This is a genomic window from Corynebacterium sp. PCR 32 (assembly GCF_037464985.1).
Taxonomy (GTDB): Bacteria; Actinomycetota; Actinomycetes; order Mycobacteriales; family Mycobacteriaceae; genus Corynebacterium; species Corynebacterium kroppenstedtii_D.
The window spans coordinates 779,719-795,641 of the sequence record NZ_JBAHVL010000001.1; the positions used below are offsets into that span (position 1 = coordinate 779,719).

Genomic DNA, 15,923 nt, shown 5'->3' on the forward strand with positions numbered 1-15,923 from the left:
GTGGGGTTAACAACCAATATCAAAGCCGAAATTGCGGCTATGACAGTACCGACTGCGGAGGAAAAGCGGTCGGAGGTTGGCGCGATGGTACGTTTCGCTGGCAAGCTTCGTTTGGGGGGCGACGTCCTTGGTCGTTCGCCTCAAGCGCTGGTGGTTTCGGTCGAGGTCGACTCTTTTCAGATTGCGGAGCGCGTACGGCAGCATGTTGTTGATTTGTATGACATCTGTGCGTCGGTTGAGGATGATTCATCATCGTCTGTGTTTCGTGTCCAGTGGTGTGGGAATGGTGAAGGCTTAGAGGTTGCGCGACGGCTTGGTCTTCTGGATAGGGCGGGCCGCCCGGTTCGGGGGCTCCCACCACGGATAGTGCACGGCTCACTTCTTGATTGTGTTGCTGCGTGGCGTGGGTCATTCTTGGCTCGTGGATCGGTAACAGAACCGGGACGGTCGTCAGCGCTTGAGGTTGTCGCTCCACAGAGTGCCGCTGCTATTGGGCTCATCGGGTGTGCTCGTCGTTTGGATATTCCGGCAAAAAATCGTGAACTCCGTGGTACGGAGCGTGTTCAGATTCGTGATGGCGATGCTATCGATCTGTTGTTGGGGCGTATGGGTGCAGACAAGACCCGTAGTGAATGGAATGAGCAGCGCAAGCGTCGGGAGGCACAATCGTCGACGAATCGGTTGGCAAACTTCGATGATGCTAATTTGCGGAGGTCTGCTCGGGCCGCGGTTGCGGCTGCTGCGCGTGTGCGCCGTGCGACGGAGATTCTTGGTGATGACATTCCCGACCATCTTGCAGATGCTGGTCGTCTTCGGATGGAACATCGGCATTCCTCACTTGAGGAGCTTGGTGAGCTTGCCGATCCCCCCATTAGTAAGGATGCGATTGCTGGGCGTATTAGGCGATTGCTGTCATTAGCGGATAAGAAGGCGACTGAGCTTGATGTTCCTGATACGTTTTCTGCTGTCACGAGTGACCTTTTTGACGATGATGAATAAATAGGGAGTGGTGATGAGGTGTTAAGCTTTTGACATCGTGTCCACCACACATAGTTATGCCCGTATTGTGGGTTATTGTGCCCGTTTATACATAAGTGGTGTTTGTCTCATTCTGTACCGACTGCTGCATGAATCTCAATTGAACTGTAAAGTGGTGACCGTAGGGATGGAAAAGCCGGAGGACGATCGTCCACCTGATTACGTCCTTAACCTAAACAGCTATAGAGCTTAAGGAGAACTACCGTGACCGTTCGTGTCGGTATTAATGGTTTTGGTCGAATTGGCCGCAACTTCTACCGCGCTATCCGCGAGCAGGGTGCCGATATCGAGGTTGTTGGCATCAATGACCTGACCGATAACCGTACCCTATCTTTGCTTCTGAAGCATGACTCCATCATGGGGCCACTCGATGCCAAGATTGAGTACGACGATGAGTCCATCACCGTTGATGGCCACCGTATCGCGATTTCCGCTGAACGGGACCCGAAGAATCTCAACTGGGGTCAGCTCGGTGCTGATATCGTTATCGAATCCACTGGCTTTTTCACCAAGGGTGACGACGCGAAAGCTCACATTGAGGCGGGCGCTAAGAAGGTCCTCATCTCCGCTCCGGGTAAAGACGTTGACGGTACCTTCGTCTTTGGCGTCAACCATGACACGTATACCGATGATATGGCTGTCATCTCCAACGCATCATGCACCACTAACTGCTTGGCACCTCTGGCACAGGCTTTGGACGATGCGTTCGGTATTGAATCCGGATTGATGACGACCGTTCACGCTTACACTGGTGATCAGCGCCTGCATGACGCACCTCACAAGGACTTGCGCCGTGCTCGCGCCGCTGCGCTGAACATCGTCCCGACAACAACCGGCGCTGCTAAGGCTGTCGGCTTGGTTCTTCCTGAGCTGAATGGCAAGCTCGATGGCTTCGCTATGCGCGTTCCGGTGCCAACTGGTTCTCTTGTTGACCTTACTTTCATTCCGAAGAAAAATGTCACTGTCGACGAGGTTAACGCCGCGATGAAGAAGGCCGCTGAGGATGAAAAACTCAGTGCTGTTCTCGAGTACTCCGAAGAACCGCTGGTGTCCACCGACATTCAACACAACCCACACGGTTCAATCTTCGATGCTGGGATGACTCGCGTTCTGGGCAACCAGGTGAAAGTTATTTCCTGGTATGACAACGAATGGGGTTACTCCAACCAGCTCGTCCACATGGCCGAATACATCGGACAGCGTCTCTAATCCTCCACTCGCCCGAGTGACTTTGCGGGCCGGGGGCAGTGCCACGGCACGCCGTCGGCCCGCCCTTTTATATCTCAATACACATACTCGAGGAGTTGTTATGGCAGTACAAAAGCTTGCGGATTTACTCAAAGATGGTGTCGAGGGGCGCCACGTCCTTGTCCGTGCGGATCTCAATGTTCCGTTGAAAAATAAAGCCATTACCGATCCTGGACGCATTGATGCATCTATTCCCACTATTAAAACGCTGGTTGATGCAGGAGCACGCGTAATTGTCGCTGCTCACTTGGGTCGTCCGACATCACCGGAGGATACCCAGTTCTCCTTGGGGCCAGTCGCTGAGGCGCTCTCCAAGCGACTCGACCAGTACGTTGCGCTAGCATCCGACGTATCGGGTGAAGATGCTCATGAACGTGCTAATGGTCTCAACGACGGCGATGTCCTTCTCCTCGAAAATGTTCGCTTCGATCCACGTGAGAAAAGCAAAGATGATGATCAGCGAGAAGAACTCGCTTCTGAACTTGCTGCACTCACGGGCGATAATGGTGCGTTTGTGTCAGACGGCTTCGGAGTTGTCCACCGAAAGCAAGCGTCAGTCTACGATGTGGCGAAAAAACTCCCATCCTACGTTGGCTACCTCGTTGAAAAAGAACTTGACCAGCTCTCCAAGTGCACAGATCATCCAGAACACCCCTACGCCGTGTGCTTGGGCGGGTCAAAGGTATCGGACAAACTCGGGGTTATTAAAGCTCTAGCGCCGAAGGTGGACACCCTGATCATTGGTGGTGGAATGTGCTACACCTTCCTCAAAGCCAAGGGGTATGGCGTCGGGAATTCCCTGCTCGAGGAATCCATGATTGACGAGTGCGCATCCCTGCTCGCTGAATACTCTGACAAGATCGTTCTCCCGACTGACATCGTCGTTGGCCGAGAATTCGATGCAAATACTGAGAACACAACCGTCGCCAGTGACGAGATTGAAGATGGCTGGATGGGCCTGGATACTGGCGCGGAGTCGACGACAGTCTTTGCCGAGCGACTCCATGGCTGTTCAACAATCTTCTGGAATGGGCCCGTTGGTGTCTTCGAATTCGAGGCTTTCTCTCACGGAACCAAAGGCCTCGCCACAGCTATCGCAGAAGCAACGAAGAATGGTGCGTTCTCTGTGATTGGTGGAGGTGATTCCGCATCAGCAGTTCGCAACCTTGGTTTTGCAGACGAAGCGTTCTCCCACATCTCAACTGGTGGTGGCGCCTCACTCGAGCTCATCGAGGGAAAGACTCTCCCGGGCATAGCTATCCTTGACCGATAGACTCTCGTTTACCCCTGGGTTGATCTCGTGTCAGCGCAGGGACCCACCTTTTTCACGAAAGGATTTCTCATGGCTCGTAAGCCGCTGATTGCTGGTAACTGGAAGATGAACCTCAATCATCTTGAGGCCATTTCCGTCGTGCAAAAGCTAGCTTTTGCACTGCCCAAAGAGTACTACGACAACGTTGATGTCGCGGTCATTCCACCTTTCACTGATATCCGTTCTGTACAGACATTGGTCGATGGAGACAAACTCCAGATCACTTATGGCGCACAGGATATTTCCACCCATGATTCTGGTGCGTACACGGGTGAAATTTCTGCATCGATGTTGTCAAAGTTGGGGTGCTCCTGGGTCGTCGTCGGCCACTCAGAGCGCCGCGACTACCATTCTGAAACCAATAAAGTTGTCGCAGCGAAGGCCAAAAAGACTCTGGAGGCTGGAATGGTTCCCATTGTGTGCGTTGGGGAATCCCTCGATGTTCGCGACGCGGGCAATCATGTTTCTTTCGTCGTCGACCAGGTGAAGGAATCTCTTGCCGGTTTGAGCGCGGGAGAAATCGCTACAACTGTTATCGCCTATGAACCGATCTGGGCGATTGGAACGGGAAAGACCGCGTCAGCATCAGACGCCCAGGAAGTCTGCCACGCAATCCGCGGCGCTTTAGCTGACCTGACTGATCACGAGACCGCTGCCTCCATTCGCATCCTCTACGGTGGTTCGATGAAGACGAGTAATGTCTCTGAGCTCATTGCCGAGGAAGATATCGATGGAGGGCTCGTAGGCGGCGCCTCTCTCAATGGAGAGGACTTTGCTAAACTCTCCGCTCTGGCTGCGGGTGGAATTTCTTAAAACGCCTAGTTATCCTCACACCTCCTAGTAGCCATCTACCTGGGGGTCACGGACATAGATCACGTGTCCTAGGAGTGAATAAGCCGGTGCGCTCCCCGTAGGTTATCGATACTCACCCAGTCGAGACCAGCGCCTAGGAGCCATCGGCTTACTCGAGCATGGTGGGCATGGGGCCAGGTTGGGATTCCCCACAGTCGGGCCTGTCGGCGTTGACTGTGAACGTTGGACACGAAATCACGAACAGCAGCTTCTTCAGTTCTAGCAATTGTACGGAAACCACGCCATGCAGATAGCTGAGTGAAATTAGTGCTGACCAGGGGCATCAGCCACGTTGGTGGACACACATCGAGATCCTCAGGGCGACCATCAAGGAATACCCGCCGGTGGTGGTCCTTGGTAGACGGTTGTCTCCACCATTCATCGGCTGCTCGAAGGCTGTTTCCTGTCGCGATAAGAGTGATCTGACGTGGAATAAACCTTTCCCCATTCCACGTGCTAAGTACGTCCTCATAACGAGCAGCGATAGACTCAAGCTTCTTCAGTGCGGGCAGTCCAGCTGACTTAATGTCAACATGAAGATAGACAGTGTCCTCATGGGTAGTAGTGGATAGGGCATTAGACGAATCAGACGCAGGAGGAGGAAAGAGGGGACCGACCCGTGCCATCCGGGCGAGCGGTTCAATGTAGTCTTTTTCTAAATCGAGCCGTCGTCGTTTTTCGAGAACACTGTGCCCGAGAAGGAAGCGACCCCGGTACAGGGTGGCATCTGCTTCAATCGAGCCAAAGCCCCGAAGCAGTGCCTCACGAAGAGGAAACCGGTGGGAACTGTCATTGTGCGCGTGAACATGGGGGAGCCGTTCGGGAAGATCTGACGGTGCGAGGGGGACAAGAGAGCCCAGCGCGGCGCGTAGCCCAGGAGGAATAAGTGGAACTGCGCTGATAAGCCGTTGTAAACGAAGTCGGCGAATGAGTCCATCCAATAAGGTATGTAGTGTTGCTCCACACCCCTGAACAGCAGCATAGAAGTGATCAATGTAAGCGAGTAAACGAGCTCGAGTTCTCACGTTCCCTATTATGCCTTCTCTCACGTGAGAACGAATGTCGAAGTGATTCACTGACGTGTCGAGGATGTCCACCTACAATCCTCAGTGCGGGTACGTTACACTGGTGTGGTTATTAACGGACCGGTGACGTTACTTCCTGATTGGAGCACCTACACCAATGCAACTCGCGTTCCAAATCGTTTTGGTCGTGTTCAGCCTGTTCATGGGGCTGTTCGTCCTTCTACACAAAGGTAAGGGTGGCGGACTATCCAGCCTCTTCGGCGGTGGAATGCAGTCAAACCTCTCAGGGTCAACAGTGGCTGAGAAAAATCTTGACCGCATCACCATTGTGTGTGCAATTATCTGGTTGGCTGCGATCATTGGACTGAATTTGCTTCAGGCCTACGGATAGTCGCACGCGGCCTCTTTCACAGTTTAACCCTAATGCTGCAGCGTAGATAGCGCTGCAGCATCGCCGTATATAGCAGTATCGTGAACGCCGCGGGCGGCTGCGGCCGGCCACTGTTGGGGATCCTCTCCTGATACTGCGTGCGTCACTGCCTCGGCCTTTGCTTCGCCTGCAACGACGAACCATACACGGTGCGACGTATTCAGAGCTCTGAGAGTGAGAGAGAGACGGCTTGGCGGTGGTTTCGGACAGTCAGTGATGGCCACCACACTATCACTGCTCGCAAGTTCTGGGGTGTAGGGGAATAGGGAGTTGATGTGCCCTTCGGGCCCCATACCTAGGAGATGGATATCGAAGCCATCAGGAGCGTATTCGCTGATAGCCCGGGCATACGACGCAGCCGCTTGACTAAGTACCGTCATATCAACGTTTCCGCTGCAGGGTCCTTCTGTTTCCCCATAGACGGTATCTGGTCCTGGGGCAAGAAATCGATGGATATTTTTCTCTGGGATATCAATACGCCCAAGTAGAGCATCGGTAGCTTGTCTGTCGTTCCGCTCTGAATGCTCATCAGGCACCCAACGCTCATCGCCGAAGAAAATGTGAACACGATTCCAGTCAATACCCGCGTTACCAGCGTTGCTATCCGTAAAGAGTTGCTGAAGAACAGCGATACCGGTACTACCACCTGTCACGACAAGGCGTGCGTAACCGTCAGGTGTCACTCCGACAAGGCCATTGGACCCATCACGTCCCTCGTGGATACGCGCGATGATGTTTTCAACATCGCGAGCTGCTCGTAACGCTACTTCATCCTGACTAGCGCAGGGGACAATACGAACAGTTGGTGTGTCGTTACTATTTTTCATCATCGACCGCCTCATGGAATTGGTTAGGGTCACAAGCATCAACCCGGTGAACTCGAGCAAGCCCCCGAAGAGCTTTGGCATAAACAATATCGGGGTCAAGGTGGCGTAGCTCTTCCGCGAGACAGTCCGCTGTTCCTCGTCGTGTCAGAGCAACGCGACTTTCACGACCTGATCCTTCCTGGGTGATCATGAGCGTATGTGCACTGAATGTACGAAGAATGAGGTTGCCGCTGCTGCGATGGAGGGTCACACTCTCCACGCCGATGGTAGGTCGCCCCTCGGAGTCCAACGGAATTTGAGGCGAATCGGTGGACTCCCGAGTAACGTTCATGCCGAAACGATCAGCCAGCCAACCACCGGCGATATCGACGCTGGGGTCATCGGCAGGACCAGCGATCGTCACCGCGTGGATCGGGTCAAACGGAGGTTGATCGAGTGCTGATGCCAATACACCACGCCAGTGTGTAATCCGTGACCATGCGAGGTCAGAATCACCGGGTGCATAGGTAGATCGGCAGGAAAAAATGCCGTCCTGTAGACCGGATGATAAGGAATCTGTGATTCGTCGGTTAGCGAGACGGCCAATCGGATCAGCTGAAGGTACGGGCGGGTGCCATGCTGGCCACCACACGACAATTGGGGTGTCCGGAAGCAAAATAGGCATGACGACGCTCGCGAGATGGTGGCTGACGGAGCCATAGAGTTTCATGACAACGACTTCAGCAGCGCCCGCGTCACCACCGGTACGAATTTCCGCGTCAACTCGACCATCTGTTGAGAAACTCCCCTTCACAGATGTTTGTGCACAAGCAGTGGATGGCCTGGGATTAAGAGAATCTTCAAGATCATCGTAGTCTGCAAGGTTATTGTCGGAGGCTAAGTGAAAATCAGGAGCGGACTCGTCTAAACAGGCAGAAACGTCATCGGTCAATAAAACGAGTATGCGGCACGGATGTTCCTGTGAGGCTTCATTCGCAGCCGTGATGAACGATTCACAATCATCGGTAATAGAAGCAACAATGATGAGCGTCAACACGCGCCCAGTAGTCACTTCACCACCAGATTCACGCATGGTTACCAGGCGTTTTGAAATATCACGAGTGGTTGTATTCGGAAGGGTAATAATCACGCGGTGGTCCTGTCTCTCCGGGGTGTCGGATGGTGGATTCGCTCATGGAGTCAGAAAGTGAAGCCTCAATGGCGTCACAAATGTCATGGATTGTTTTACGTTCTATGGCCGCCGCCAAGAGCGACCTGTACGCGACAGCATGCGATCAGCACTCTCGGGCCCCCATGTGCCAGCAGGATAGTCATCGGGACGTCCACGCTCAGCCCAATACTTCACAACAGGGTCGAGAATCTTCCAGGAAAGCTCGACTTCTTCATTGGTGGGGAAGAGGCTTGCCTCATCCAACAACGCGTCGAGGATCAAACGTTCGTATGCCTCCGGCGACTCTTCGGTAAAGGCTTCAGAGTAAGAAAAGTCCATGTTAACGTCGCGGACTTCCATCGCTGAACCGGGCACCTTCGACCCAAAACGCATAAGTACACCCTCATCTGGCTGCACACGAATGACAACTGCGTTGGCACCAAGCGCGGTCGTTTCATCATCGCCAAAGGGGAGATAAGGGGCGTCTTTGAAGACGAGAGCGATCTCCGTAACCCGCCGGCCGAGGCGTTTCCCGGTGCGCAAGTAGAACGGTACACCGGCCCAGCGTCGAGAATTGATCTCCAATGTGCAGGCCGCATAGGTTTCAGTTTTTGAATCTTTGGCAAATCCTTCTTCATCTCGAAGACCGCCGACGAATTCAGATCCCTGCCATCCAGCCGTGTATTGTCCACGGGCTGTCGTCTTAGAAAATGGTGGTACAGCGCTCGTTGCTCGAAGAACTTTCACCTTTTCCGTCTGCAAGTCACGTGGTGTCAACGCGAGAGGCTCTTCCATTGCGATGAGCGCAAGGAGTTGAATGAGGTGGTTTTGAATGACGTCGCGGGCAGCGCCGATGCCATCATAGTAGCCAGCACGCCCGCCAAGGCCTATATCTTCCGCCATCGTGATTTGGACGTGATCAATAAATGATGCGCTCCACAATGGCTCAAAGAGCTGGTTAGCAAACCGCAAAGCCATAATATTTTGAACGGTTTCTTTACCAAGATAGTGGTCAATGCGGAACACTGACCGTTCCGGAAAAACACTATTAACAATACGGTTGAGCTCACGAGCAGATTCTTCATCATGCCCGAATGGCTTCTCAATGACGACACGCCGCCACCCGTCGGCACTGTCCTTAGCAAGTCCAGACCGTTGAAGCTGGTGACACACGTTAGGAAAGTAGTCCGGAGGCACAGAAAGATAAAACGCCCAATTTCCAGCAGTACCCCGAGTTCGATCAATCTGAGCCAGGGTAGCAGCTAAGTTATCGAAGCACTCGTCGTCATCAAAGTTTCCTTTGACGAAAGTAAGCCCCTCGGCAAGGCGTTCCCATACTGAACGCCTAAAAGGCGTTCGAGAGCCTGCACGGATGTCGTCATAGACTTTCATCACGAAATCTTCTTTGGTCCAGTCACGGCGACCATACCCCACCAGACTAAAACCAGCTGGTAACAGGCCACGATTGGCAAGATCATAGATCGCAGGAAGCAGTTTCTTGCGCGCAAGATCACCAGTAACACCAAAGATAACAAGACCACAGGGCCCCGCGATCCGTGGCAGTCGCTTATCATGTGGATCACGCAGAGGATTATCCCAGTCAGCAGGAACCCCATCCTTGACTAGTGGATTCTCATTCGCCCCCACGGTGACTCGGTTAAGTTGCTCTTGTGGTGAAGGTTCCTGATGACCTTCGGCATGGCCATGGTCTACCTCATGGCCACAAACATCCCCTGGTGTATAGGCGAGCTGCTGTGACGGGGTGGCCGCGTGCTGATCATTCACGGTCGTATGTCCATGCCTTTCTCATCATGTTGTCCGTTGTCCCCACCATGAGGCAACGTGCGGGGCTACTTCCATTGCTATAGCTTGTGCGCCGAGTTGTTAGCTGGCTAGGCGCGAATCGATGTTGGCAATCAGTTCATTCCAGCTCTCCACAAATTTAGCGACGCCATCATCCTCAAGCACATTCACCACGTCAGCGAAATTGATCCCCAGTGACTCAAGCTTGTGGAAGTAGGCGCGAGCAACATCTCCTCGTCCGGTGAGAGCATCACCATGAACGCCGCCATCCGATTGGAGCGCCTCCAGAGTACTTTCCGGCATCGTGTTAACTGTGAGGGGGCCGGCCAACTCAGTGGTATACAGCGTCGGGGTATAGTCCGAATTCTTTACACTTGTCGACGCCCACAGTGGTCGTTGCACATGCGCCCCCGCCTCGGCAAGATGACGCCAACGCTCAGCGACAGTACAGAGGTTGTCGCTTTCAGATGATGCTCCATCGGGTCCTCGTAGTCCGAAGGCCAACTGAAACGCCTCATACGCCAGCTGAGCATTGTGAATCCCCGCCATCCCTTTCAGCAAATCAAAATCAGTCGAAGGATCAGCGATAATCTCGGCTAATTTGATGTCAACGGCGCCGTCAACGCGAGAGACGAAGAAGCTAGCCACAGAGTGGATCGCTGAGAGGTCACGACCTTCCGAGCGCGCACGCTCAAGTCCATCGATAAAGGCAACGATGACTTCCTTGTAGCGCTCTACAGAAAATATGAGGGTCACATTCACGCTGATCCCGCGAGCGAGACTATCTGTGATCGCAGATAACCCCTGTTTGGTGGCAGGAATCTTGATCATCGCATTGGGCTTGCCCACGCGATCCCACAGGTCTTGCGCTTGCTGCACTGTCTTCTCCGGGTCATGTGCATAGCGAGGATCAACCTCAATCGACACCCGACCATCTTGGCCTCCAGAGGTCTCATAGAGGTCCATCAACGCGTCACAAGCATCACGAACATCATCGATAGCCATCGTAAATACCGCGTCTGACGCTGAAACACCCTGCGCCCTCAAGTGGGCGAGTTGCTCATCATAGGAGGTACCGCTGGTCATTGCTTTCGAGAAAATTGCAGGATTCGTCGTCACACCTACGACCCCTGACCATGATATAAGGTCAGCCAAGTTCCCCGACACCAGACGATCACGAGAGAGATCATCCAACCACACAGACGTCCCCGCCTGGACAAGCTGACGAACATTCGCATTGGCTGCAGACGGCACATACGTTGCAGGCGCGACCGCGTTGTACTCAGACAGTTCAAGATCAGAACCCCCTAAGTCATGTTTTACGATGGGGTGGCTAGCTGAAACATTGTCGATGGTCACGATCGGTTCCTTTCAGAATGTCAACATCATGCACAAGGTAAATAGTGTTACTTCTCTACGACAGATTTTGCAGCGTCAACGATGGCGTCGACTGTAAATCCAAACTTGTCAAACAACTCACCAGCGGAAGCTGACGCGCCAAAGTGCTCAAGACTGATCGTCCTGCCTCGCGACCCCACAAGCTGATGCCACGGCATCGCGATTCCGGCTTCCACGGATACACGAGCACTCACACCGGGGGGGAGAACCTCATCCTGATATGACTGATCCTGTCCCAAGAACCAATCCATACACGGAACAGATACCACACGCGCAGGAATCCCCAGAGTGTCCAAACTCTTTGCCGCAACGACGGCCAGCTGAACTTCAGACCCCGATGCCATGATGATGACCTTCGGCGCCTCGACCGTCTCACGCACTAAGACGTACGCCCCTCGACGAACACCATCCCGCGCAAGTTCCTTCGTTCCTGCTAGGACTGGCACGTTTTGACGTGATAGTGCGAACGCCTTAGGTCCAGCCGGCGAATCAATCGCAGCCCGCCATGACGCTGCAGTCTCATTAGCATCAGCAGGGCGGAACACTGCCAAATTAGGAATCGCCCGAAGTGACGCGAGATGTTCCACCGGCTGATGTGTAGGACCGTCTTCGCCGAGGCCGATCGAATCATGTGTCCAGACGTAATACACGTCTGTTTTCATCAACGCGGCCAAACGAACAGCAGGACGCATATAGTCAGAGAACACCAAAAACGTGCCTCCATACGGGCGCGTCGGACCATGAAGAGCAATGCCGTTTAGAATCGATCCCATCGCATGCTCACGAATACCAAAATGAAGCACACGACCATAGGGGTGAGCAGTCCACGAATCCGTCGAAATCGAGGGAGGGCCAAACGAATCCGCATCTTTAATTGTCGTATTATTCGATCCCGCTAAATCCGCAGACCCACCCCATAGTTCAGGCAATGCAGCACCCAATGCCTGAATGACTGCCTCCGATGCTTTTCTCGTTGCAACACCAGAATCGTCCGCATCCCATACTGGAAGATCCGCATCCCACCCCTCCGGAAGCTCTCGCGCCATGAGTCGATCAAAAAGAGCTTTCCGCTCAGGATTCTGGTCAGCCCACCGATCAAAACCTTTCAACCATTCGGCATGAGCCGTTGCTCCACGATCGCAAAGCGCCCGCGTATGTGTAAGAACATCATCGGGCACCTCAAACGATTGTTCAGGATCAAACCCTAAGATTCGCTTCACTCCCGCGACTTCATCGTTACCCAGGGCCGCACCATGGACCGCCCCTGAATTCATCTTGGTTGGCGCAGGGTAACCAATCACAGTACGAACACGAATCAACGTCGGACGATCCGTATCCCGCTGAGCCAACGTAATCGCAGCCTCAAGAGCCTGGACATCCTCTCCAGACTCAACACAAAGAACCTGCCATCCGTAAGACTCAAAACGAGCACACACATCCTCGTCGAAGGCGATCGCAGTATCATTCTCGATCGAAATACGATTGTCATCCCACAACGCAATCATATTTCCAAGCTTCTGCGTACCAGCGAGGGAACAAGCCTCAGCTGTCACCCCCTCCTCAAGATCACCATCAGAGGCAATGACATAGACATAGTGGTCAAACGGAGAATCGCCCGCAGGAGCCTCAGGATCAAAAAGCCCCCGCTCACGTCGGGCCGCCATCGCCATACCAACAGCGGAAGCCAGACCTTGGCCCAGTGGACCTGTAGTAATTTCAACACCTTTGGTATGCCCGTACTCAGGGTGGCCCGGCGTCAAGGATCCCCACGTACGAAGCTGCTGGATATCTTCTCTTTCTAGACCAAACCCGCCTAAGAATAGCTGCGCATAAATCGTCATTGAACTGTGTCCACACGACAGAACGAAACGATCACGACCAACCCAGTCGGGATGCGCAGGATCATGTCGCATGATTCGTTGGAACAAGGTGTAAGCCAGCGGAGCCAGACTCATGGCAGTACCAGGGTGACCGGACTTTGCCTTCTGGACCGCATCAGCGGCGAGGATACGCACCGTATCGACTGATCGGGAATCGATTTCTTCCCAGTCGTGAGGAAAACCCGGTTGGACAGCTGCACGAAGGTGGGCCGGGACCAGTTCCTTCGCTTGCGCGTACCGCTTCATAACTGGGGAAGTCTTGTCAATCACCTTCTGATTACCTTTCTGCATTACCACCGCCGACGCCACGCGTATGTGAGGACATTCTCTCGAGGAAATGAGCCCTAGTTTAGGCTGAAGTTTCCGCGTGGTCTATGGCAGAGCAAGCAATAGAAACCGCCTCATTGATCACAGCAGAGCCCGGCGCTCCGGGGCCCCGAATCTGGGGGTCTAAACAGCGTCACCAGCACGACCATGACCCTACGGGTGTACTGGAATTCTTCCACTCACGTCATAGTTTTTGTGGCAAATCAACGAATCACGGTGCGATTGTTAAAATAAGTCGATGACTGTCCCCATCATGTCCATAATGGGGGCGTAATAGCACGATTTAGATAGCACTGATCACCCATTGTGGCTAGTCAACAACGACTATCAGTGGACGCGGAGGAAAAAGAGGCAAGTGGAGAAGATAAAGGCGTATGTGGCACTGACGAAGCCACGGGTGATTGAGCTTCTCCTCGTCGCCACGATTCCTGCCATGCTTCAAGCAGATCGTGGCACAGTGCACCTCTGGTTGATTTTATTAACCCTCGTTGGGGGGTGGATGGGAGCCGCTGCAGCAAATTCCTTCAACATGATCGTCGATAGCGATATCGACAAGGTCATGAAAAGGACGCAAAATCGCCCCTTAGTGGATGGGCGGTTGACCCTGACAGAAGCTAAGATTTTTGCTGTCGCGATGACTGTCCTGAGCTTTTTATTTCTCACTTTCCTGTGTCATTCACTGTTGGCCGCGATCTTCGTGATGGCTACCATCCTGTTCTATATTTTCGTCTACACGAAATGGCTCAAGCGAAAAACATGGCAGAACGTCATCTGGGGTGGGGCCGCTGGCTGTATGCCGGTTATTGTCGGGTGGGCTGTCATCGCTGACAACACGAACAGCCATTCGGTAGCTGGATGGTCACAGGCCATCGCATTATTCATGATTATTTTCTTCTGGACTCCACCCCATACGTGGGCATTAGGAATGCGATATGAAGAAGACTATCGGGGTGCAGGGGTTCCGATGATGCCGGTAGTCAAAACCCGGTCCCAAGTAGCGAAACAGATCTTGCTCTATACCTGGCTGACGGTTCTCACCTCTTTAACCCTCATTTTTGCATCGGGATGGTTCTACACTCTCGCGGTGATCGGATCAGGAATCTGGTTCATCATCAGTGCCACCATCCTCTACCAGCGAATATCCACCGGCAAGCCAGTCAAACCAATCAAACTATTTATTCTGTCCAACAACTACCTGTCATTGCTATTCGTTGGACTTTCCATTGATGCCGTCATCAACCTCCAACCGCTGCACAACATGGTCGGGTTCTAGCCGGACTATGTTGTGGACCAGGAGGAACAATTCACGTACCACACTAAACATCCGGCTGTGCGGAAAAATACTGCACTATGCTGAGCTCAACGCGAGATTGACATCATCGCCGTTGAATGAGCACGTTCTTTAAGGAGTACAAGGTAGCAGCGGTCAGTAGGGACTAGGGGAGACACTGGAGAATATAGCCACCCACCGTGCTTCAGAAACTAGGGCACCATCAACTCGTCGCGATCACGGTCATCCTGCGTGCGTTGTTTTCCTTGAGCCCAGAGCACCCCTGTGACCGCACAAATCACGCCAGACCCTACCACGTGTACAGGAACGGTCCAGCGCGGAACCCCCAACCAATACTGGACGATCCCTACGCAAGCTTGAACAATGATCGACGCTACCAGTAACTGCGTTGTTTTCATGATCGCTCGATCGGCACGAACCGTGAGAAGGCCGAAGAGCAGACCAGCAACCAACCCCAAATAGAGATACATCGCGTGCGCATGCATATGTGCCATGAGGTCAAGAGGAATCTGCAGGCGGGAATCCGCAGGAACCTCAGAATCTCCTGCATGAGGACCAGCCCCAGTAACCATTGTCCCTGAAATCAGGGTAATTCCCATGGATATGGCAGACATGAGAGCTAACCAACGAAGCGGCTGCGGGTACATTACCCGCGCACAACCGTCATCAGGTTCATCAATACGAACCCATAGCAGGGCAGCTAGCCATATGAGAACCATTGATGGCAAAAAGTGAAGAGCAACCATCCACCACGCAAGATCGAGATGAACCGAAATACCACCGATAATCGCCTGAACGATGACGCCGATGCCTTGGATAAATGCCAAGACGATAATTTCCGAACGCCGCTGAGCCCGCGAAACCGCTAGGAAAGCCAGAAGGACAAAGACGGTCAGTACAAAAGTCAGCGTACGGTTACCAAACTCGATAAGTTGATGAACCCAGGGGATCGATCCAGACACTGGCACCAACGACCCGGGCTGACACTCTGGCCAGGTTGGACACCCCAAACCAGACGCTGTCACACGAACAATCGAGCCTGTCAAAGTAATACCGATCTGAGCAATCAGCAATGCCAACGCACACAGACGTTGACGAGCACTAGGACAGACAGGGAATCGGGAGAAACGAGCGAAAGCGTAACAGCCTCGGACGAACCCATTAGTAGTAGGCGGAATAGCAACCACATCATTGCAAGATTTGAGACCTACCTGCGTCGGTGCGTCACTCCGAGGATCATTAGCCTGAATTGCACTCACAAAGATCCAGACTACAGCCCCCGCGTAGGGGATCACGATTCCCCACACGTGGAGTTGTTCACGCTATGCATCTCACCTGCGCA

General features: G+C 53.3%; 13 protein-coding genes. 6 read left to right on the forward strand and 7 right to left on the reverse strand.

Features of this window, described 5'->3' with window-relative positions:
• The 4 genes from whiA (at position 1) to tpiA (ending at position 4,411) form a co-directional block, all read left to right on the forward strand.
• On the forward strand, positions 1-999 hold the full coding sequence (whiA, locus tag V5S80_RS03330) for a DNA-binding protein WhiA (RefSeq protein ID WP_395169290.1): 999 nt from the start codon (positions 1-3) through the stop codon (positions 997-999).
• Positions 1,000-1,242: 243 nt separating this feature from the next.
• A complete protein-coding gene (gene gap / locus V5S80_RS03335; protein ID WP_395169291.1) occupies positions 1,243-2,247 on the forward strand; it encodes a type I glyceraldehyde-3-phosphate dehydrogenase in 1,005 nt (334 codons plus the stop codon).
• Between the two features lie 100 nt (positions 2,248-2,347).
• A complete protein-coding gene (locus tag V5S80_RS03340) occupies positions 2,348-3,559 on the forward strand; it encodes a phosphoglycerate kinase (RefSeq protein WP_395169292.1) in 1,212 nt (403 codons plus the stop codon).
• Between the two features lie 69 nt (positions 3,560-3,628).
• Positions 3,629-4,411 carry a triose-phosphate isomerase gene (gene tpiA, locus V5S80_RS03345; protein WP_395169293.1) on the forward strand — a complete coding sequence of 261 codons (783 nt, stop codon included), beginning with the start codon at positions 3,629-3,631 and terminating at the stop codon, positions 4,409-4,411.
• Positions 4,412-4,479: 68 nt separating this feature from the next.
• Here the strand turns inward: tpiA and V5S80_RS03350 are convergent, their stop codons facing one another.
• Complete coding sequence (locus V5S80_RS03350; RefSeq protein WP_395169294.1) at positions 4,480-5,475, reverse strand: hypothetical protein; 996 nt, start codon at positions 5,473-5,475, stop codon at positions 4,480-4,482.
• Positions 5,476-5,632: 157 nt separating this feature from the next.
• On the opposite strand from V5S80_RS03350, the gene secG reads away from it, so the two are divergent.
• Positions 5,633-5,866, forward strand: a complete 234-nt coding sequence (secG, locus tag V5S80_RS03355) for a preprotein translocase subunit SecG (RefSeq protein ID WP_395169295.1) — start codon at positions 5,633-5,635, stop codon at positions 5,864-5,866.
• A 29-nt stretch (positions 5,867-5,895) separates the two neighbouring features.
• Here the strand turns inward: secG and pgl are convergent, their stop codons facing one another.
• From pgl to tkt, 5 genes are all read right to left on the reverse strand, one after another.
• Positions 5,896-6,735, reverse strand: coding sequence for a 6-phosphogluconolactonase (gene pgl, locus V5S80_RS03360; RefSeq protein ID WP_395169296.1), 840 nt, complete (start codon positions 6,733-6,735; stop codon positions 5,896-5,898).
• Positions 6,722-7,861, reverse strand: a complete 1,140-nt coding sequence (locus V5S80_RS03365; RefSeq protein WP_395169297.1) for a glucose-6-phosphate dehydrogenase assembly protein OpcA — start codon at positions 7,859-7,861, stop codon at positions 6,722-6,724. The genes pgl and V5S80_RS03365 overlap by 14 nt, the downstream gene beginning before the upstream one ends.
• A 102-nt stretch (positions 7,862-7,963) precedes the next feature.
• Positions 7,964-9,529: a glucose-6-phosphate dehydrogenase gene (zwf, locus tag V5S80_RS03370; RefSeq protein WP_395169452.1), complete on the reverse strand. Its 1,566-nt coding sequence runs from the start codon at positions 9,527-9,529 to the stop codon at positions 7,964-7,966.
• A gap of 237 nt (positions 9,530-9,766) precedes the next feature.
• Positions 9,767-10,939, reverse strand: coding sequence for a transaldolase (tal, locus tag V5S80_RS03375; RefSeq protein ID WP_395169453.1), 1,173 nt, complete (start codon positions 10,937-10,939; stop codon positions 9,767-9,769).
• A 152-nt stretch (positions 10,940-11,091) separates the two neighbouring features.
• Positions 11,092-13,209, reverse strand: a complete 2,118-nt coding sequence (gene tkt / locus V5S80_RS03380; protein ID WP_395169454.1) for a transketolase — start codon at positions 13,207-13,209, stop codon at positions 11,092-11,094.
• A gap of 385 nt (positions 13,210-13,594) precedes the next feature.
• Here tkt and V5S80_RS03385 point away from each other — a divergent pair, with 385 nt between their 5' ends.
• Positions 13,595-14,563: a heme o synthase gene (locus V5S80_RS03385; RefSeq protein WP_395169298.1), complete on the forward strand. Its 969-nt coding sequence runs from the start codon at positions 13,595-13,597 to the stop codon at positions 14,561-14,563.
• A 209-nt stretch (positions 14,564-14,772) separates the two neighbouring features.
• On the opposite strand, the gene V5S80_RS03390 is transcribed toward V5S80_RS03385, so the two are convergent.
• A complete protein-coding gene (locus tag V5S80_RS03390) occupies positions 14,773-15,840 on the reverse strand; it encodes a heme A synthase (RefSeq protein ID WP_395169299.1) in 1,068 nt (355 codons plus the stop codon).
• Positions 15,841-15,923: the final 83 nt, after the last annotated feature.

Bases quoted from the DNA above. Each gene is read 5' to 3' on its own strand.
- tpiA (WP_395169293.1), top strand. From the start codon at position 3,629: ATGGCTCGTAAGCCGCTGATTGCTGGTAACTGGAAGATGAACCTCAAT.
- V5S80_RS03340 (WP_395169292.1), top strand. From the start codon at position 2,348: ATGGCAGTACAAAAGCTTGCGGATTTACTCAAAGATGGTGTCGAGGGG.
- tkt (WP_395169454.1), bottom strand. From the start codon at position 13,209: ATGAAGCGGTACGCGCAAGCGAAGGAACTGGTCCCGGCCCACCTTCGT.
- secG (WP_395169295.1), top strand. From the start codon at position 5,633: ATGCAACTCGCGTTCCAAATCGTTTTGGTCGTGTTCAGCCTGTTCATG.
- pgl (WP_395169296.1), bottom strand. From the start codon at position 6,735: ATGATGAAAAATAGTAACGACACACCAACTGTTCGTATTGTCCCCTGC.